The organism is Martinezella lusitana (assembly GCF_900094565.1).
Classification (GTDB): Bacteria; Pseudomonadota; Alphaproteobacteria; order Rhizobiales; family Rhizobiaceae; genus Rhizobium; species Rhizobium lusitanum.
In genome coordinates this window covers 242,193-260,564 of sequence record NZ_FMAF01000005.1, presented here as the reverse complement: position 1 = coordinate 260,564, position 18,372 = coordinate 242,193, and the positions used below count along the sequence as shown (strand labels likewise).

The 18,372-nt window shown below is 59.6% G+C and carries 18 protein-coding genes; 10 read left to right on the top strand and 8 right to left on the bottom strand.

The window, feature by feature from the left end:
- Positions 1–2: 2 nt before the first annotated feature.
- The 4 genes from queA to coaD all read right to left on the bottom strand — a co-directional run bounded on the left by queA (position 3) and on the right by coaD (position 2,808).
- Positions 3–1,088, bottom strand: coding sequence for a tRNA preQ1(34) S-adenosylmethionine ribosyltransferase-isomerase QueA (gene queA, locus GA0061101_RS13450; protein WP_092573727.1), 1,086 nt, complete (start codon positions 1,086–1,088; stop codon positions 3–5).
- 74 nt (positions 1,089–1,162) lie between these two features.
- Positions 1,163–1,663 carry a peptidylprolyl isomerase gene (locus GA0061101_RS13445; protein WP_037202088.1) on the bottom strand — a complete coding sequence of 167 codons (501 nt, stop codon included), beginning with the start codon at positions 1,661–1,663 and terminating at the stop codon, positions 1,163–1,165.
- A 30-nt stretch (positions 1,664–1,693) separates the two neighbouring features.
- Positions 1,694–2,266: a peptidylprolyl isomerase gene (locus GA0061101_RS13440; RefSeq protein ID WP_037202085.1), complete on the bottom strand. Its 573-nt coding sequence runs from the start codon at positions 2,264–2,266 to the stop codon at positions 1,694–1,696.
- A 29-nt stretch (positions 2,267–2,295) separates the two neighbouring features.
- Positions 2,296–2,808, bottom strand: coding sequence for a pantetheine-phosphate adenylyltransferase (gene coaD, locus GA0061101_RS13435; protein WP_037202812.1), 513 nt, complete (start codon positions 2,806–2,808; stop codon positions 2,296–2,298).
- Between the two features lie 199 nt (positions 2,809–3,007).
- Here coaD and GA0061101_RS13430 point away from each other — a divergent pair, with 199 nt between their 5' ends.
- From GA0061101_RS13430 to GA0061101_RS13425, 4 genes are all read left to right on the top strand, one after another.
- Entirely contained in the window at positions 3,008–3,232 is a 225-nt protein-coding gene (locus GA0061101_RS13430) for a hypothetical protein (protein WP_047561764.1), read from the top strand.
- A gap of 93 nt (positions 3,233–3,325) precedes the next feature.
- Complete coding sequence (locus GA0061101_RS39365) at positions 3,326–3,484, top strand: hypothetical protein (protein ID WP_167669546.1); 159 nt, start codon at positions 3,326–3,328, stop codon at positions 3,482–3,484.
- A 39-nt stretch (positions 3,485–3,523) separates the two neighbouring features.
- Complete coding sequence (locus GA0061101_RS40755; protein WP_280518123.1) at positions 3,524–3,658, top strand: hypothetical protein; 135 nt, start codon at positions 3,524–3,526, stop codon at positions 3,656–3,658.
- 265 nt (positions 3,659–3,923) lie between these two features.
- A complete protein-coding gene (locus tag GA0061101_RS13425; protein ID WP_245297475.1) occupies positions 3,924–4,742 on the top strand; it encodes an NAD-dependent epimerase/dehydratase family protein in 819 nt (272 codons plus the stop codon).
- A gap of 165 nt (positions 4,743–4,907) precedes the next feature.
- Here the strand turns inward: GA0061101_RS13425 and gyrA are convergent, their stop codons facing one another.
- Positions 4,908–7,706 (bottom strand): DNA gyrase subunit A, encoded by a 2,799-nt coding sequence (gene gyrA / locus GA0061101_RS13420; RefSeq protein ID WP_037202078.1) that lies wholly within the window; start codon positions 7,704–7,706, stop codon positions 4,908–4,910.
- A 226-nt stretch (positions 7,707–7,932) separates the two neighbouring features.
- Here gyrA and GA0061101_RS13415 point away from each other — a divergent pair, with 226 nt between their 5' ends.
- Positions 7,933–8,565, top strand: coding sequence for a MarC family protein (locus GA0061101_RS13415; protein WP_037202076.1), 633 nt, complete (start codon positions 7,933–7,935; stop codon positions 8,563–8,565).
- Between the two features lie 56 nt (positions 8,566–8,621).
- On the opposite strand, the gene GA0061101_RS13410 is transcribed toward GA0061101_RS13415, so the two are convergent.
- The gene (locus GA0061101_RS13410) at positions 8,622–9,182 is read right to left on the bottom strand and encodes a single-stranded DNA-binding protein (protein ID WP_037202811.1); all 561 of its coding nucleotides are present in this window, start codon (positions 9,180–9,182) and stop codon (positions 8,622–8,624) included.
- A 271-nt stretch (positions 9,183–9,453) separates the two neighbouring features.
- Here GA0061101_RS13410 and uvrA point away from each other — a divergent pair, with 271 nt between their 5' ends.
- Entirely contained in the window at positions 9,454–12,375 is a 2,922-nt protein-coding gene (gene uvrA / locus GA0061101_RS13405; protein WP_092573726.1) for an excinuclease ABC subunit UvrA, read from the top strand.
- A 33-nt stretch (positions 12,376–12,408) separates the two neighbouring features.
- The gene (locus GA0061101_RS13400) at positions 12,409–13,215 is read left to right on the top strand and encodes a DUF72 domain-containing protein (protein ID WP_037202071.1); all 807 of its coding nucleotides are present in this window, start codon (positions 12,409–12,411) and stop codon (positions 13,213–13,215) included.
- A 10-nt stretch (positions 13,216–13,225) separates the two neighbouring features.
- Here GA0061101_RS13400 and GA0061101_RS13395 read toward each other — a convergent pair whose 3' ends face one another.
- Positions 13,226–14,701 (bottom strand): NAD(P)H-hydrate dehydratase, encoded by a 1,476-nt coding sequence (locus tag GA0061101_RS13395; RefSeq protein WP_092573861.1) that lies wholly within the window; start codon positions 14,699–14,701, stop codon positions 13,226–13,228.
- A 349-nt stretch (positions 14,702–15,050) separates the two neighbouring features.
- On the opposite strand from GA0061101_RS13395, the gene GA0061101_RS13390 reads away from it, so the two are divergent.
- From GA0061101_RS13390 to hspQ, 3 genes are all read left to right on the top strand, one after another.
- Positions 15,051–15,389, top strand: a complete 339-nt coding sequence (locus GA0061101_RS13390) for a P-II family nitrogen regulator (RefSeq protein WP_003579240.1) — start codon at positions 15,051–15,053, stop codon at positions 15,387–15,389.
- Positions 15,390–15,450: 61 nt separating this feature from the next.
- Positions 15,451–16,860: a type I glutamate--ammonia ligase gene (glnA, locus tag GA0061101_RS13385; protein WP_037202069.1), complete on the top strand. Its 1,410-nt coding sequence runs from the start codon at positions 15,451–15,453 to the stop codon at positions 16,858–16,860.
- A gap of 235 nt (positions 16,861–17,095) precedes the next feature.
- Positions 17,096–17,425, top strand: a complete 330-nt coding sequence (gene hspQ, locus GA0061101_RS13380; RefSeq protein WP_037202067.1) for a heat shock protein HspQ — start codon at positions 17,096–17,098, stop codon at positions 17,423–17,425.
- A gap of 154 nt (positions 17,426–17,579) precedes the next feature.
- Here the strand turns inward: hspQ and GA0061101_RS13375 are convergent, their stop codons facing one another.
- Positions 17,580–18,239, bottom strand: coding sequence for an invasion associated locus B family protein (locus GA0061101_RS13375; protein WP_034505055.1), 660 nt, complete (start codon positions 18,237–18,239; stop codon positions 17,580–17,582).
- Positions 18,240–18,372: the final 133 nt, after the last annotated feature.

Sequence of the window (18,372 nt, the reverse complement as noted above, 5' to 3'; positions counted from 1 at the left end):
TCCTAGTCTTTCCGGTAGAGCAGGCTGCCATCGCCATAGGAATAGAAGCGATAGCCCGTCTCGATAGCATGGGTATAGGCCGCGCGCATCGTATCGAGGCCGGCGAAGGCCGATACGAGCATGAACAGCGTCGAGCGCGGCAGGTGAAAATTGGTCATCAGCATGTCGACGGCCTTGAAGCGGTAGCCGGGCGTGATGAAGATACCGGTGGCACCCTGCCAGGGCTGGATGGTGCCGTCGTCATCGGCAGCACTTTCGATCAATCGCAGCGACGTCGTCCCGACGCAGATGATGCGTCCGCCCCTCGCCTTCACGGCATTGAGCTTGACCGCTGTCCCGGCGTCGACATAGCCGATCTCGAAATGCATCTTGTGGTCGTCGGTATCGTCGGCCTTGACCGGCAGAAACGTGCCGGCACCAACATGCAGTGTCACGAAATGCCGTTCGACACCCATGGCGTCGAGCGCTGCAAACAGCGCCGGGGTGAAATGGAGGCCGGCTGTGGGCGCTGCGACAGCGCCCTCTTCCCGGGCATAGATCGTCTGGTAATCGGCGCGATCACGCTCGTCTTCCGCGCGCTTGGCTGCGATGTAAGGCGGCAGGGGAATATGGCCGACCGTGGCGATTGCCTCGTCCAGCGCCGGGCCGGACAGATCGAACCGCAGGGTGATCTCACCGCCCTCGCCCTTGTCCTCGACCGTGGCGTCAAGCGTGCCGAGCGAACAGACGGTCTCGCCATGGCCGAACTGGATACGATCGCCGATCTTGATGCGCTTGCCGGGCCTGGCGAAAGCCTTCCAGCGATCGGGCGCGCTGCGCATGTGCAAGGTCGCCGAGACCTGCTGGCCGGGCGCGCCCTCGCGATGGCGAATGCCTTCCAATTGCGCCGGTATCACCCTGGTATCGTTGAAGACCACGGCATCGCCTGGGCGCAGGAAGGATGGCAGATCCCGGACCAGATGGTCGCTCAGCGTGTTGGCGCGGTCATTTGGATCGACGACGAGCAGGCGCGCATTATCGCGCGGGTCGGCGGGCCTGAGCGCGATACGCTCATCCGGCAGGTCGAAATCGAAAAGGTCAACACGCATTCAGCTCATCCAGGCAAAGCGAAACCCGCCCCCACGCCCGAAGCGCAAGAGGCGGGTTTCAGGAATAATCACGATCAGACGTCGGCGGCAACCCGCGCGGAGACGATCGAGTCCGGATCCTTCACCGGCTCGCCACGCTTGATCTTGTCGACATTGTCCATGCCGCTGATCACCTGACCCCAGACCGAATACTGCTTGTTCAGCCAGGGTGCATCGGTGAAGCAGATGAAGAACTGCGAGTTGGCGGAGTTCGGGTTCTGCGAGCGCGCCATCGAGCAGGTGCCGCGCGTATGCGAGGTGGCGGAAAATTCAGCCTTCAGGTCCGGCTTGGACGAGCCGCCGGTGCCGGCGCGGGCGGTATTGCCGCCGACCTTGCCATGTTCCACGTCGCCGGTCTGGGCCATGAAGCCATCGATGACGCGATGGAAGACGACGCCGTCATAAGCCTTTTCTCGAGCAAGTTCCTTGATGCGAGCGACATGCTCGGGAGCGACCTGCGGCAGAAGCTGAATGACAACTTCGCCCTTGGTGGTTTCCAGGATGAGGGTGTTTTCGGGATCCTTGATCTCAGCCATGTTCGTTTCCTCGTTCTATATGTTCTACACTTACTTCTTGGTGACGGTGACCTTGACCATCTTGTCCGGGTTGCTCACTTCGCCGTTCTGGCCCTCGCCGCGCTTGATCTTGTCGACGAGCTCCATGCCCGAGATGACCTTGCCGACGACCGTGTACTGGCCGTTCAGCGAATCGCCATCGGCGAACATGATGAAGAACTGCGAATTGGCGGAATTCGGGTCCTGGGCGCGCGCCATGCCGACCGTGCCGCGCGTGAAAGGAACCTTGGAGAATTCGGCCGGAAGGTTCGGCAAATCGGAGCCGCCGGTGCCGGCCTTCTGCGCGTTGTAACCCTTTGTCGTATTGCCGAACTTGACGTCGCCGGTCTGAGCCATGAAGCCGTCGATGACGCGGTGGAAGACGACATTGTCGTATTCGCCCTTCTTCGCCAGCGCTTCGATCTGCGCGACGTGCTTGGGAGCAACCTCAGGCATCAATTGGATGACAACGGGACCATCCTTGAGCTGGATCGTGAGAAGATCCGCGGCTGCTGCCGAGAATGCGCTGCCGGCGAAGGCGGCAAGGCTCAGGAAGCCTGCCAATGCGATATGGAAAAGTTTCATGGGTGCTCCGTTCGGAAATGGATTTCAGCTCAGCTTTTGGCGCTGGCCGCATCTTTGAGTTTGCCAGTCAGGGCTTCCAGAACCGCTGACGGCACGAAGGCGCTGACATCGCCGCCCATGGATGCGATTTGCCGCACCAATGTGGCAGTTATGGGCCGCGACGCTGTGCCGGCTGGCAGAAACAGCGTCTGGATATCCGGCGCCATCTGCCTGTTCATGCCGGCCATCTGCATTTCGTAGTCGAGATCGGTGCCATCGCGCAGGCCGCGCACCAGCAGGGTCGCACCCTGCGCGCGGGCGGCATCGACCACCAGATTGTCGAAGGCGACAACGGAAATATCACCCGCCTTTGGCGGAACGGCCTCCGCGAGCGATCTGCGGATCAGCTCCGCCCGCTCCTCGAAGGAGAAGAGCGGCTTCTTGCCGGGATGAATACCGATCCCGACAATAACCTTCGAGGCGACATTCAGCGCCTGCACGAGGACATCCAAATGTCCGTTGGTCATCGGGTCGAAGGATCCGGGATAAAAGGCTGTCGTCATACCAAGCCGGCTCGTTGTTTCGACGCCTTTTGTCACGGATGGGGCCGTATCGCAAGTCATTTGCAACCCAAGGGCCGCCTCTGAACCGCAGATGAATACGGCGTTCAAGCCTGTTTCAGCTCGCCAATGCTTTATTGGCACCAACATCGAACGAGCCTGGTTCAACGGCTCGCCTCCCCGGCTCTAGGAACATCCCGCCATGCTTGTCTTCATTATCGCAGGCGCCATCATCGGTTCATTTGTCGTCGAATACCTCGTTCATCTTTTCGCCGATAACTACGCGATCGAATGGGATTCGGCCTCGGAAAGTGCCAAGGGCATCAGTTCTGCCCAAGAAATCGCCATTGCTATGCGCAGGACGCATCGCGAATCTGAACGCCAGATGAACAAGGCATTCAAGGTCGCTTCAGGCACGCATTGCTAAATACCCTCTTAACAACGGCGGAACCATTTACGAACCGCCGCGTTTAAAGTCCGAAACACAGATTTGCACATTGCGGCAAGAAGGAAGATTAGTATGCCCGACAAGATCACCCTTATTAACGTCGTTTGGATGGCCATGATTTCGGGAATGCTTGCAGCTACCATCGCGCTTTACGATCAAAAACCAGACCAGTCGAAGATTTATGGTCCCTTTGCTTCGGCTCGCCCCTTCGTTGCCTCGAGCCAATACTAAGGGATCTGAACGCTAGTCCCACCAAAGGAGGGAGCGATCATGTTCACGATTTTGACGGTGCTTACGCTTTTCATCAGCATCATGTTTATCGTCTCCGTCGCATCCACCATTTCGGCGCTCCATCGCGAAAGCGAAGAGAGCAAGAGGCTGCATAAGCGTCACAAGACGCTCTGATCTCCGCGTACCGAGCACACTTACCCCACCAGGTGCTCGGATGGACTTGAACCGGACGCTCCCTTAGCGTCCGGTTTTTTTATGCCATGAAATATCACGATCAATTCGCTGATCTTGTTGCCAGATTACCGTTGCGGCAGGACCCTGATTTTGCGACCTTGGACATGCCGATTTCCTCAATCGGAATGTTGCCCATGTCGCTAAGGGATCGAGATGCGCATTGTCTTAACAGGCAGCTCCGGGCGGCTTGGCCGCGCGATTTTCAATGCCCTTGGCAGGGGATAGCGAGATCCTGGGGATCGATCGCTCTCCATTCTCGACAACGCATCTTGTCGGGGATTTCGCCGATGCATCGCTTCTGCGGGATGCCTTGGCGGGTGCGGATGCAATTATCCATAGCGCGGCGCTCCACGCCCCTCATGTCGGAAACGTCTGCGACGACGAATTTCGGCGCGTCAACGTCGAGGGGACACGCCTTTTGGGTGAGGCGGCTTTAGCCGCCGGCGTCAAGCGACTGGTATTCACCAGCACCACGGCACTCTATGGTCACGCGGTCGTGCCAGGCCGCTGCATATGGATCGACGAGACCACCGAACCGCAGCCTAGAAGCATCTACCATCGCACGAAACTGGAAGCCGAGAAAATCCTGGAGAACATGGCGGGCCTGAATTTGCAGGTGCGCATTCTGCGCATGTCTCGGAGTTTCCCCGAACCGGGAAATGTGATGGCCGTCTATCGATTGCATCGCGGAGTCGACATCCGGGACGTGGCCGACGCCCATGCGGCGGCATTGAAGAATGGCGGCGATCATTTTCAACGCCATGTCGTTTCTGTCGGAACGCTTTTCGAGCGCGGAGACTGCGAGGATCTCGCGATCGATGCGGCGTCTGTCATCAGGCTGCGCGTGCCCGCACTCGCCGCCGAGTTCGAACGCCGAAAGTGGCCCTTGCCGCGAACGATCGATCGCATCTACGCCTCGACTTCGGCGGGTGCCGTGCTTGGATGGCACTCCCGCTTCGGCTATGGCGAAGTTCTGGCGCAACTGCACCGGGGCAGCCTGGACGTGCGGCCGCCTTTTCCTTGAGCAGCAGGCGGCCGGAATAGAGACCAGCTCATCCACCGCTCTTGCGTATCGCCCAAAAACAAACGCATAAGTCTGCTTTTCAAGGCAGGCTTATGCGTTTGTAGACACTCTACTTTTGACCACGGACGGAGTTGAACCCCGCTTGCGTCGCCGGACGCAGCGAACTTATTCCTCGCTTGCGCCCTCGATGTCGCCGGCCGCTTCTCCTGGCTCGCCAGTGGCCGTGCCGTCATCCTCGATCACTGCATCGTCTTCGCCTTCGGGCTCGCTGATGCGTTCCACGGAGACGACATTCTCGTCCTTGGCGGTCGAGAAGATGGTCACGCCCTTGGTAGCGCGGCTGGCGATGCGGATGCCGCCAACGGGCACACGGATCAACTGACCGCCGTCCGAGACAAGCATGATCTGATCGCTGTCCTCGACCGGGAAGGCGGCAACGAGCTTGCCGATCTCGCCGGTCTTCGACGTGTCGGTGGCGCGGATACCCTTGCCACCACGGCCGGAGATACGGAAATCGTAAGACGAGGATCGCTTGCCGAAGCCCTTTTCCGAAACCGTCAGAACGAATTGCTCCAGCGCCTTCAGCTCTTCGTAGCGCTCGTCACTCAGCTGTCCCTCTTCGGTGACCTCCTCGCCAACCAGCGCGATTTCTTCGTCGTCGCCGGTCGTCGACCGGCGGTCGATGACCGAGCGCTTCAGATAGGCCGCACGCTCCCAGGGTTCCGCATCGACATGGCGGACGATCGTCATCGAAATGATGCTGTCGCCAGACGCCAGGCTGATGCCGCGAACACCGACGGAATTGCGGCCGGCAAAGACGCGCACATCCGAAACCGAGAAGCGGATGCACTGGCCGAGCGCAGTCGTCATCAGCACATCGTCATGTTCGGTGCAGGTCTCGACGGAGAGGATTTCATCACCCGCCTCCTCCAGCTTCATGGCGATCTTGCCGTTGCGGTTGACCTGGACGAAATCGGACAGCTTGTTGCGGCGCACAGTTCCGCGCGTCGTCGTAAACATCACGTCGAGATTATCCCATGTGGTCTCGTCTTCCGGCAGGGGCATGATCGTGGTGATGCGCTCACCATGCTCCAGCGGCAGCATGTTGATCAGCGCCTTGCCGCGCGAGGTCGGCGTGCCGATCGGCAGGCGCCAGACCTTTTCCTTGTAGACGATGCCGCGCGAGGAGAAGAACAGCACCGGCGTATGCGTATTGAGAACGAATAGCCGGGTAACGAAATCCTCGTCGCGCGTGGTCATTCCCGAGCGGCCCTTGCCGCCGCGACGCTGCGCGCGATAGGTCGTCAGCGGCACGCGCTTGATGTAGCCGAGATGGGACACGGTGACGACCATGTCCTCACGAGCAATCAGGTCCTCGTCGTCCATCTCGAGACCGCCATCGACGATCTCGGTACGGCGCGGCGTGCCGAACTCGTCGCGAACGGCGATAAGCTCTTCTTTTACAATGGTTTGGATGCGGACGCGAGAAGAGAGAATATCGAGGTAATCCTTGATCTCGACGCCGATCTGGTTGAGCTCTTCGTCGATTTCGTCTCGGCCGAGAGCGGTCAGACGTGCCAGGCGCAGTTCGAGAATGGCACGCGCCTGTTCTTCCGAAAGGTTGTAGGTGCCGTCCTCGTTTATGCGATGGCGCGGGTCATCAATTAGCTGGATAAGGGATTCGACATCCGCCGCCGGCCAGCGGCGCGTCATCAGTTCTTCACGCGCCGACTGCGGATCCGGAGCGCCGCGAATAACGCGAATGACTTCGTCGATATTGGCGACGGCGATCGCGAGGCCGACCAAGACGTGCGCACGATCGCGCGCCTTGCGCAGCAGGTACTTGGTGCGACGGCTGATCACTTCTTCGCGGAAGGCCACGAAGGCGCGCAGCATATCCAGCAGGTTCAGCTGTTCGGGTTTTCCGCCGTTCAGCGCCACCATGTTGCAGCCGAAGGAGGTCTGCAGCGGCGTATAGCGATAAAGCTGGTTGAGGATGACCTCGGCATTGGCATCGCGCTTCAGCTCGACGACGACGCGATAGCCCTGACGGTCGGATTCGTCGCGCAGATCGGAGATGCCTTCGATACGCTTGTCGCGCACCAGCTCGGCCATCTTCTCGATCATCGACGCCTTGTTCACCTGATAGGGAATTTCGGTGATGATGATGTGTTCGCGATCGCCACGCATCGGCTCGATGACGGCGACACCGCGCATGACGACGGAGCCACGGCCCGTCTCATAAGCGGAACGGATACCCGCACGGCCGAGGATCTTGGCGCCGGTCGGGAAATCCGGGCCGGGGATGATCTCCATGATCTCAGGCAGTTCGATCGCCGGATTGTCGATCAGGGCAATACAGCCGTTGACCACTTCCGAGAGATTGTGCGGCGGAATATTCGTCGCCATGCCGACGGCAATGCCGCCGGAGCCGTTGACGAGCAGGTTGGGGAAGCGGGCCGGCAGAACCTTCGGTTCTTCCGTCGTCGCATCGTAGTTTTCCTGGAAATCGACCGTTTCCTTGTCGATATCCTCAAGAAGCTCATGGGCGACCTTCGTCAGGCGCGATTCCGTGTAACGCATCGCTGCCGGCGGATCGCCATCGATCGAACCAAAATTTCCCTGCCCATCGATGAGCGGTACGCGCAGCGACCAGTGCTGCGCCATGCGGACCAAGGCGTCGTAGATCGAGGCGTCGCCATGCGGATGGTATTTACCCATGACGTCGGCGACGGGACGAGCCGACTTCACGTATTTGCGGTTCCAGTGATAGCCGCTTTCATGCGCAGCATAGAGGATACGCCGATGGACGGGCTTGAGACCATCACGGACATCGGGAAGCGCGCGGCTGACGATCACGCTCATGGCGTAATCGAGATACGATCGCTGCATTTCCTCCATGATGGAAATCGGCTCGATGCCTGGCGGGAGCTTCCCGCCGCCGGGTGGTGTTTGCTCAGTCAAAACAGATCACGATCTCTTTTAGAATCACTGCGAAATTTATAGCCGAAAGGCCTGGCGAGCGCCAATTTAGCCCGATGTTTTTGAACAGGCTTTTGCCCTTTAAGCCGTGAAATCGAACATTTCCGTGGCGCAACATGCCTATAGCGCCGCATTGCGCTTTGCGAAAGCCTATTCCTCGCATAACAATGGGTCATAACAACGACAAAGAACCGTTGCCGGGGACCATATGGCGAGCGCAGATACGCTGATCAATGCCTTCACCACACTGCTCGTCACCGTCGATCCGCCAGGCCTGGCGCCGCTGTTCATCGGCCTCACCGCCGGCATGAACCGCGCCGAACGCAAGCAGGTGGCGCTGCGGGGTTCACTGATAGCCCTCTTCATCCTGGCGGCCTTCGCCCTGTTCGGCGCGAGCGTGCTCGGCGTTCTCGGCATTTCCATCGGAGCCTTCCGCATCGCCGGCGGTCTGCTGCTGTTCTGGATCGCCTTCGAGATGGTGTTCGAGCGGCGGCAGGACAGAAAGGAAAAGACGACGGAGATCGCGATCACGCAGGATCATATCCGCAACATCGCGGTCTTCCCGCTGGCCCTGCCCCTGATTGCCGGCCCGGGCGCGATCTCGGCCACGATCCTGCTGGCAAGCTCGTTGCAGACCACGCTCGACCGGGCGCAGTTGATCGGCGTCATCGCCGTCAATCTTGGGCTCGTCTTCGCAGCCCTTGCCATTTCGGACAGGCTCGACCGTATGCTCGGCGCGACTGGCAGAGCCATCCTCACGCGATTGCTCGGTGTGATCCTCGCCGCACTTGCCGCCCAGTTTGTCGTGGATGGTGCGCGGGCAGCGTTGAAGCTTCCATGAAAAAGGCCCGCCGATAAGGCAGGCCTTCGAAAATCCGGCTGCTCGTGCCACCAAGCTCAAAACGGAATATCGTCGTCCAGATCGCGCGAGAAATTGCCACCGCCGCCGCTTGGCGCGCCGCCACGGCTACCGCTTGCTGCGCCGCGGCCACCAGATGGCGGTGAAGACTGACCATAGTCGTCACCACCGCCGTAATCGCCGCCACCAAAGTCGCCGCCGCCGCGTCCACCACGACCGCCGCCCTCAACAGAGCCACCGCCCTCGCCGCGACCGTCCAGCATGGTCAGCGTCGAGTTGAAGCCCTGCAGCACGATTTCGGTCGAATACTTATCCTGGCCGTTCTGATCCTGCCACTTGCGGGTCTGAAGCGCGCCCTCGATATAAACCTTGGCGCCTTTCTTCAAATATTGCTCGGCGACCTTGCAGAGACCTTCATTGAAAATGACAACGCGGTGCCACTCCGTCTTTTCCTTGCGCTCGCCGGAATTGCGGTCGCGCCACGTTTCCGAGGTGGCAATATTGAGGTTGGCGATCGGGCGGCCATCCTGCGTGCGGCGGATTTCCGGGTCCGCCCCGAGATTTCCAACCAGAATTACCTTGTTCACACTACCGGCCATGACATCACCCTGCTTGCCGCCCATCGACGGCTCTTAAATTTCACCAGCACACCTTAGACCATTGCCGCCATCAGGTGTTATCCAAGCACCGCCCAAGGCATCTTCATCCACAAAGAAATATCCAAGGGCGATTTTGTTCTTTATTTGTTCTAGTTTGTCTCTATGATCGTGTCAACTGAATCGAAAACCTGGCTCCGGCCATCATTTCAGCCTCGACTCGCGGGCAGCCATCACTAAATAAAGGCAGACTCCAAGGGACCAGCGTAAAACGATGAGCGAACTGAAGACTATTTCCATACGTGGTGCGCGTGAGCACAATCTCAAGGGCATCGATCTCGACCTGCCGCGCAACAAGCTGATCGTCATGACTGGGCTTTCCGGCTCCGGCAAATCGTCGCTCGCCTTCGACACGATCTATGCCGAAGGACAGCGCCGCTATGTGGAGAGCCTGTCAGCCTATGCCCGCCAGTTTCTGGAAATGATGCAGAAGCCGGATGTCGACCAGATCGACGGCCTCTCGCCGGCCATTTCGATCGAACAGAAGACGACCTCGCGCAATCCGCGCTCGACGGTCGGCACAGTGACAGAAATCTACGACTACATGCGCCTGCTGTTTGCGCGCGTCGGCGTGCCCTATTCGCCGGTTACCGGCCTGCCGATCGAGAGCCAGACGGTCAGCCAGATGGTGGACCGCGTTCTCGCCTACGAGGAAGGCACCAGGCTCTACATTCTGGCGCCGCTGGTGCGCGGGCGTAAGGGCGAATACAAGAAGGAACTGGCGGAGCTCATGAAAAAGGGCTTCCAGCGCGTCAAGGTCGACGGGCAGTTCTACGAGATCGCCGATGTGCCGGCGCTCGACAAGAAGTACAAGCACGACATCGACGTCGTGGTCGACCGCATCGTCGTCAGGCCCGATATGGCGGCTCGTCTGGCCGACAGCTTCGAAACCTCGTTGCGTCTTGCCGACGGCCTTGCCGTTGCCGAGTTCGCTGACAAGCCGCTGCCACCAGAGGAAACCGCTGCCGGCGGCTCGGCCAACAAATCGCTGAACGAGACGCATGAGCGCGTGCTGTTTTCGGAGAAGTTCGCCTGTCCGGTTTCCGGCTTCACCATTCCGGAGATCGAACCGCGCCTGTTCTCCTTCAACAATCCCTTTGGCGCCTGCCCCTCTTGCGACGGGCTGGGGTCACAGCAGAAGATCGATCCAGATCTGATCGTGCCGGAGCCGGAGCGCACCTTGCGGGACGGCGCCATTGCGCCATGGGCCAAATCGACATCGCCCTATTACAATCAGACGCTCGAAGCCCTCGGCAAGCATTATGGTTTCAAGCTTGGCAACCGATGGAACGAGCTGTCGGACGAGGCGAAGGACGTTATCCTCAACGGTACGGAAGACAAGATCGAATTCCATTATGCCGACGGTGCGCGCTCCTACACGACGCACAAGAACTTCGAAGGCATCGTGCCGAACCTCCAACGGCGCTGGAAGGAAACGGATTCCGCCTGGGCGCGCGAGGAGATCGAGCGCTTCATGTCGGCCGCCCCCTGCCCGGCCTGCAACGGCTATCGCCTGAAGCCGGAGGCTTTGGCGGTCAAGATCAACAAGCTGCATATCAGCCAGGTCGCGGAAATGTCGATCCGGGTTGCCCGCGACTGGTTCGACGTGCTGCCCAAGACCTTTACCGACAAGCAGAACGAGATTGCGGTGCGCATCCTCAAGGAGATCCGCGATCGCCTGCGCTTCCTGAATGACGTCGGTCTCGAATATCTGAGCCTGTCGCGCAATTCCGGCACGCTTTCGGGCGGCGAAAGCCAGCGTATCCGGCTGGCGTCTCAGATCGGTTCGGGGCTGACAGGCGTGCTCTATGTGCTAGACGAGCCGTCGATCGGCCTGCACCAGCGCGACAATGCCCGCCTTCTGGAGACGCTGAAGCATCTGCGCGATATCGGCAACACGGTCATCGTCGTCGAGCATGACGAGGATGCGATCCTGTCGGCTGACGACGTGGTCGATATCGGCCCCGCAGCCGGCGTGCATGGCGGCCAAGTGATCGCGCATGGCACGCCGCAGGACATCATGGCGAACCCGAAGTCGCTGACCGGCAAATATCTCTCCGGCGAACTCGGCGTGCCGGTTCCCGACGAGCGACGCAAGACCAAGAAGGGCAAGGAGATCAAGGTCGTCGGCGCAAGAGGCAACAACCTCAAGGATGTCACGGCCTCCATTCCGCTCGGCGTCTTCACGGCGGTTACAGGCGTTTCCGGCGGCGGCAAGTCCACCTTCCTGATCGAGACGCTGTACAAGTCCGCCGCGCGGCGTGTGATGGGCGCGCGCGAGATCCCCGCCGATCACGATCGCATCGACGGCTTCGAGCATATCGACAAGGTGATCGACATCGATCAGTCGCCGATCGGACGCACGCCGCGATCGAACCCGGCGACCTATACCGGCGCCTTCACGCCGATCCGCGACTGGTTTGCCGGGCTGCCGGAGGCAAAGGCGCGCGGCTATCAGCCGGGCCGCTTCTCCTTCAACGTCAAGGGCGGCCGTTGCGAGGCCTGCCAGGGCGATGGCGTCATCAAGATCGAGATGCACTTCCTGCCCGACGTCTACGTCACCTGCGACGTTTGCCATGGCAAGCGCTACAACAGAGAAACACTGAACGTCACTTTCAAGACCAAGTCGATCGCCGATGTGCTCGACATGACTGTCGAGGAAGGCGTCGATTTCTTTGCGGCGGTTCCTGCCGTGCGCGACAAGCTGCAGAGCCTGAAGGATGTCGGCCTCGGCTACATCAAGGTCGGCCAGCAGGCCAATACGCTTTCGGGTGGCGAGGCGCAGCGCGTCAAGCTAGCCAAGGAACTGTCGAAGCGATCGACTGGCCGCACGCTCTATATCCTCGACGAACCCACTACCGGGCTGCACTTCCACGACGTCGCCAAGCTGCTGGAAATGCTGCACGAGCTGGTCAATCAGGGCAATTCGGTCGTTGTCATCGAGCACAATCTCGAGGTCATCAAAACAGCCGACTGGATCCTCGATTTCGGTCCCGAGGGCGGCGATGGCGGCGGCGAGATCGTTGCGGTGGGCACGCCGGAGACCATCGTCAAGGAGAAGCGTTCCTATACGGGGCAGTTCCTGAAGGAGTTGCTGGAGCGGCGGCCGATGAAGAAGGTCGCAGCGGCGGAGTGAGTTTTCACCCGATGAACGTCCATGGAGGAGAGAATGACCAAAGCGGGCGAAATCCGCACAGGCATCGGCGGCTGGACTTTTGAGCCTTGGCGTGGGACCTTCTATCCCGACACCCTGAAGCAGAAGGACGAGCTCAATTACGCCAGCCGCAAGCTGAAGGTGATCGAGGTCAACGGCACCTATTACAGCACGCAGAAGCCCGAGGTCTTCGCCAAATGGGCTGCGGACGTGCCTGACGGCTTTATCTTCTCGCTCAAGGCCACACGCTTCGTCACCAACCGCCGGGTCCTTTCCGAGGCCGGTGAATCGATGCAGAAGTTTCTGGGTTCCGGCATCAGCGAGCTCGGCGATCATCTTGGTCCCCTGCTTTGGCAGTTTGCGCCGACGAAGAAATTCGATCCGGACGATTTCGAGGCGTTCCTGAAGCTGCTGCCGGCTAAGCAGGACGGCTTGCCGCTGAAGCACGTCGTCGAGGTCCGCCACGATTCCTTCAAGGTGCCGGAATTCATAGCGCTGTTGGCAAAATACAACATCGCGCCCGTCTGCGCCGAGCATTTCGAATATCCGATGATTGCGGATGTCACCGCCGATTTCGTCTATGCCCGGCTGCAGAAGGGATCGGACGATATCAAGACCTGCTACCCGCCGAAGGATCTGAAAGCCTGGGCCGATCGGCTGAAAACCTGGGCCGAGGGCAAGGTTCCGGATGATCTGCCGCTGATCGATCAGGACCGCAAGGTGAAGGTGGAGCCGCGAGATGTCTTCGCCTTCATGATCCATGAGGGCAAGGTGAATGCGCCACCAGGCGCCATTGCCCTGCAGGAAGAAGTGGCAAAATAGCTGCCTGCTTTCAGAAAGGGGTGACGCTGGCGACGAGATCTTCGGCCGTCAGCCCTTTTCCCGCGCGCTGGCCCGCCAGGCCGTGCAGCCAGACGCCGGCGGCCGCGGCTTCGAAAGCGGGCGCACCCTGCGCCATCAGTCCGCCGACGATACCGGCAAGCACGTCGCCGGAGCCGGCGGTGGCAAGCCAGGGCGGCGCATTGGCATTTATCAGTACCCTGCCGTCCGGAGCGGCAATCACGCTGTCGGCGCCCTTGTAGATGATGGCGGCGTGGGCCCTCGCCGCAGCCGCCCTCGCCTTGTCGACCTTGCTCAATGCACCATCGGCGGCAATATCGGGAAAAAGTCGCGCGAACTCGCCTTCGTGCGGCGTCAGCACCAATCGCGTCGGCCCTTCCGCAAAGGCGTCGAACAGAATTTGCGGATCGTCGCGAAACGAGGTGATGCCATCGGCATCAAGGACCAGATGACGATCCGCGAGCGCGAGACAGAACCGGCGCGCCTTCTCGCCGGCACCGAAGCCGGGGCCGAGCACGAAGGTCGAGAGCCTTCGATCGGCAAGCCATTCCCGCAGCGACGCATCGTCTTCGACAGTATGCAACATGATCGCCGTGAGCATGCCGGCATTGACAGCCATCGCGTCTTCCGGTGAGGCGATGGTGACAAGCCCCGCCCCCGCCTTCAAACCGGCCATGGCCGACATGCGCGCCGCACCGGTCGCACTTGGCCCTCCCGAGAAGACGACGAGATGCCCGCGCTTGTATTTGTGCGTGTCCGTGCCTGCTGACGGTATCTTCTCCTGCCATTGGGCCGGCGTATTCTCGGCGATCATGCCATCGGAATGGGCGCGAACGATGCGTGCGGGAATGCCGATGTCGAAAACCTCCAGCGCGCCGCAAAGATCGCGTCCGGGCAGCAACAGATGACCAGGCTTGCGAGTCATGAAGGTCACCGTGCGCTCCGCATGAAAGGCGGCGCCGAGGACGTGGCCGCTGCGTCCGTCGACCCCGGACGGCAAATCGACGGCAATAACGGGAACCTCCGCCTCCGCGGTCCGCGCGACGACAGCGGTAACCTCATCCGGAACCGGACGCGACAACCCCGCACCGAAGATGGCGTCGATAGCGACGTCGCCCGGGCGTGGCGCGTAGTTTCGGATCGCCTCTCCCTCGATCGGACAATCGGCAAAGGCGCGTGCGGCATCGCCCTTCAGCCGCCGCGGATCGCCCACATGGAACAGTCCAACCTCCACTCCGCTCTGCCTGAGCGCGCGAGCCGCCACGTAGCCATCGCCGCCATTGTTGCCTGGGCCACACAGGACGACATAACGCAGCGCCTCGGGGAAATGCCGAAGCGCGCTTGCGGCAACCGCCTGCCCCGCTTTTTCCATAAGCTGATAGGAATCAATGCCGGAGGCAGCAGCGTCGCGATCGACGGCGGCCATGTCATCGGGAGAGAGCAACAAATCGGCGAGCGGAGTTATCATGGCGAACATTATAGATGCGAAATTTGCCTCAAAAACAACCGCGTTTAAATCGCTCAATTAGGTCAATTAATATGCATTTGCACAATAATTATGCGAATGTATTCAAGGCCTTGCTGGAGTACGAATATGACGTACACGGCATTTTTTTGCGAAATTTTACTTATCCAACGCATTTCAGCGCGAATTCGCTTCCATTTTTCCGAAAAATCCTCATCAATCCATCCTCTCGGCGTAAATTCGCCGGGATTTTTTTACGGTGGTCCATCCGCATCTGGCATGATACGTGCATCACGTTGGCCGAGCGGGGAGTAGTCCTGCTGTAACAGGGGAAGCGGAGAGACATTTTCTCATGAAAAAGATCGAAGCGATCATTAAGCCCTTCAAGCTCGATGAAGTGAAGGAAGCCCTTCAGGAAGTCGGCTTGCAGGGTATCACCGTGACGGAAGCGAAGGGCTTCGGCCGTCAGAAGGGCCACACGGAACTTTACCGTGGCGCCGAGTACGTCGTCGACTTCCTGCCGAAGGTGAAGGTCGAAGTCGTATTGGCGGATGAAAATGCGGAAGCGGTGATCGACGCTATCCGCAAGGCTGCGCAAACCGGCCGTATCGGCGACGGAAAGATTTTCGTCTCCAACATCGAAGAGGTCATTCGAATCCGCACCGGTGAAACTGGCATAGACGCCATTTAACCCGCCCGGCCTTTCGGCCGCGGCTAAAAATCGTCATCTAAGTCAAGGGAAGAGAAATTTAATGACGACGGCAAGCGAAATTCTCAAACAAATCAAGGATAACGACGTCAAGTTCGTTGACCTGCGCTTCACCGACCCCAAGGGCAAGCTGCAGCATGTCACGATGGACATCGTCTGCGTCGATGAAGACATGTTCGCCGATGGCGTCATGTTTGACGGCTCCTCGATTGCGGGCTGGAAGGCCATCAACGAATCCGACATGGTGCTGATGCCTGACACGGACACGGTCCACATGGATCCGTTCTTCGCGCAGTCCACCATGGTCATCCTATGCGATATTCTGGATCCGGTCTCCGGCGAAGCTTACAACCGCGACCCGCGCGGCACCGCCAAGAAGGCGGAAGCCTACCTGAAGGCCTCCGGTATCGGCGATACCGCCTTCTTCGGTCCTGAAGCCGAATTCTTCGTCTTCGATGACGTCAAGTACAAGGCCGATCCTTACAACACCGGCTTCAAGCTCGACTCCAGCGAATTGCCCTCCAACGACGACACGGATTACGAAACCGGCAACCTCGGTCACCGTCCGCGCATCAAGGGCGGCTACTTCCCGGTTCCGCCTGTCGACAGTTGCCAGGACATGCGCTCGGAGATGCTGACCGTTCTCTCGGAGATGGGCGTCGTCGTCGAAAAGCATCACCACGAAGTTGCTGCCGCCCAGCACGAGCTCGGCATCAAGTTCGACACGCTGGTGCGCAACGCCGACAAGATGCAGATCTACAAGTATGTCGTCCACCAGGTCGCCAACGCCTATGGCAAGACGGCAACCTTCATGCCGAAGCCGATCTTCGGCGATAACGGCTCGGGCATGCACGTTCACCAGTCGATCTGGAAGGGCGGCAAGCCGACCTTCGCCGGCGACGAATATGCTGGTCTCTCCGAGAGCTGCCTCTACTACATCGGCGGCATCATCAAGCATGCCAAGGCGATCAATGCCTTCACCAACCCGTCGACGAACTCCTACAAGCGTCTCGTCCCTGGTTACGAAGCTCCGGTTCTGCTTGCCTATTCGGCTCGCAACCGTTCCGCCTCCTGCCGTATTCCGTTCGGCTCGAACCCGAAGGCAAAGCGCGTCGAAGTCCGCTTCCCCGACCCGGCCGCAAACCCGTATCTCGGTTTTGCAGCCATGCTGATGGCAGGCCTTGATGGTATCAAGAACAAGATCCATCCCGGCAAGGCCATGGATAAGGACCTCTACGATCTGCCGCCGAAGGAACTGAAGAAGATCCCGACGGTTTGCGGCTCGCTGCGCGAAGCGCTCGAAAGCCTCGACAAGGACCGCAAGTTCCTGACCGCCGGCGGCGTCTTCGACGACGACCAGATCGATGCGTTCATCGAACTGAAGATGCAAGAAGTCATGCGCTTCGAAATGACTCCGCATCCGGTCGAATACGACATGTACTATTCGGTCTGATACCCAAAGCGAAAGCCCCGGCTAGCCGGGGCTTTCTTCATGCGGGCGAAGATGCGGCGGCCACTTCTCCTGATCGCGCTCCTTCCATCGGAACGCGGAATTCCTACATAGCACTGTCACCCGATGCCGGGGTGGAAAGACCGGCAGAATGTGACGGTTCAGTGAAGGAATGGGGCAAAATCCTTGATATCAGCGGTGAAAGTCACCACATGATTGCCTGAAAGGAAGTCGTACCATGAAACAACGAGACGCAAAATTCAATATTGGCGACGTGGTTCGACACCGGATGTTCCCCTTCCGCGGTGTCATCTTCGATGTCGATCCGGAATTCGCCAATACCGACGAATGGTGGAATTCCATTCCGGCGGAAGTGCGGCCCAGCAAGGACCAGCCCTTCTATCACCTTCTCGCCGAAAACGACGAGACTGAGTATGTCGCATACGTGTCGGAACAGAATCTGGTCAGTGACGAGAGCGGCGTTCCGCTCCGCAATCCACAAGTCGACCAGATCTTCGACAAGGCGCCGACAGGGCAGCTCAAGCCCAAGATGAGCTTCGCCCACTAAGCGCCAGTCAAACCAATCTTATTTCTGAAGGGAAGGCACCCCAAGGCCTTCCCTTTTCATTTTGACCGGAGCCTCTGTTCGAGGAGCCGGCAGCAAAGAAAAAGCCCGGATTGCTCCGGGCTTTTTCCTTTTGAGATGATGAATTTCCGCAAGTTTACTGCGCTTTGGCGGCCTTCTGGGCATCTTCCAGCTTCTTGCGTGCTTCCTCAGCCTTCTTCTGCATGCTGTCCTGCAGGCTCTTCTGGCTTTCGGCAAGCTTGGAGTCGGAGATCGCCGGGCCGTCAAAGGCGGCGCCAAAGCCGGTCAGCGAAATCTTGATCGGGTTCGGTGCGCGGCGGAAGTTGATCGAGGTGAAGGTCACATCGGTCCCCTTCTTCAGCGACGCGACCATAGCGTCGGTCACAGGCACTTCCGCGGTGCACTTGTCCGGAAGGCAGACGGCGTAATCGAGCTTCTGGCCCTTGCCGCCGTCAATCTGCATGGTGATGCCAGGCGGGATCAGGCGAGCCGTCGGAACGGAAATCTGCAGGATCTTGCGATTGACCTTGCCGTCGACGGAGATAAGGCCGACCGCCGTCACCAGCTGGCCGTTATTGGCCATGATGAGGTTCTGCACGATGCAGATATCGGCATCGTCCTGCTTGGCGCAGGTCTTGTACCAGCCCAGACGCGGTTGATTGGGATCGCCACCGCCATCGGCGGGAGCTGCATTCGACGCATCCTGAGCGAAGGCAGCTGCCGGGAGCGCCGCACCGATCATGAGAGCCAGAGCAGAGAGACCTGCCCGCATTTTGTTGTCAGTCTTGAACATCATAGCGAAACCGCCTCCTGAAATCCGCTGCGGGACGACGCCTGCCGTCCCATGCCATTCGGGTCAAACCGTCGTCCACCTGTCGAATGAATAAGGCAAATGCATGACCCGGGAAACCCGGCCCCCCTGTTACATC

Bases quoted from the DNA above. Each gene is read 5' to 3' on its own strand.
- glnA (WP_037202069.1), top strand. From the start codon at position 15,451: ATGACGACGGCAAGCGAAATTCTCAAACAAATCAAGGATAACGACGTC.
- GA0061101_RS13400 (WP_037202071.1), top strand. From the start codon at position 12,409: ATGACCAAAGCGGGCGAAATCCGCACAGGCATCGGCGGCTGGACTTTT.
- GA0061101_RS13430 (WP_047561764.1), top strand. From the start codon at position 3,008: ATGCTTGTCTTCATTATCGCAGGCGCCATCATCGGTTCATTTGTCGTC.
- GA0061101_RS40755 (WP_280518123.1), top strand. From the start codon at position 3,524: ATGTTCACGATTTTGACGGTGCTTACGCTTTTCATCAGCATCATGTTT.
- GA0061101_RS13440 (WP_037202085.1), bottom strand. From the start codon at position 2,266: ATGAAACTTTTCCATATCGCATTGGCAGGCTTCCTGAGCCTTGCCGCC.
- GA0061101_RS13410 (WP_037202811.1), bottom strand. From the start codon at position 9,182: ATGGCCGGTAGTGTGAACAAGGTAATTCTGGTTGGAAATCTCGGGGCG.
- hspQ (WP_037202067.1), top strand. From the start codon at position 17,096: ATGAAACAACGAGACGCAAAATTCAATATTGGCGACGTGGTTCGACAC.
- coaD (WP_037202812.1), bottom strand. From the start codon at position 2,808: ATGACGACAGCCTTTTATCCCGGATCCTTCGACCCGATGACCAACGGA.
- GA0061101_RS13425 (WP_245297475.1), top strand. From the start codon at position 3,924: ATGCCCTTGGCAGGGGATAGCGAGATCCTGGGGATCGATCGCTCTCCA.
- GA0061101_RS13395 (WP_092573861.1), bottom strand. From the start codon at position 14,701: ATGATAACTCCGCTCGCCGATTTGTTGCTCTCTCCCGATGACATGGCC.
- GA0061101_RS13390 (WP_003579240.1), top strand. From the start codon at position 15,051: ATGAAAAAGATCGAAGCGATCATTAAGCCCTTCAAGCTCGATGAAGTG.
- uvrA (WP_092573726.1), top strand. From the start codon at position 9,454: ATGAGCGAACTGAAGACTATTTCCATACGTGGTGCGCGTGAGCACAAT.
- GA0061101_RS13415 (WP_037202076.1), top strand. From the start codon at position 7,933: ATGGCGAGCGCAGATACGCTGATCAATGCCTTCACCACACTGCTCGTC.
- GA0061101_RS39365 (WP_167669546.1), top strand. From the start codon at position 3,326: ATGCCCGACAAGATCACCCTTATTAACGTCGTTTGGATGGCCATGATT.
- queA (WP_092573727.1), bottom strand. From the start codon at position 1,088: ATGCGTGTTGACCTTTTCGATTTCGACCTGCCGGATGAGCGTATCGCG.
- GA0061101_RS13445 (WP_037202088.1), bottom strand. From the start codon at position 1,663: ATGGCTGAGATCAAGGATCCCGAAAACACCCTCATCCTGGAAACCACC.
- GA0061101_RS13375 (WP_034505055.1), bottom strand. From the start codon at position 18,239: ATGATGTTCAAGACTGACAACAAAATGCGGGCAGGTCTCTCTGCTCTG.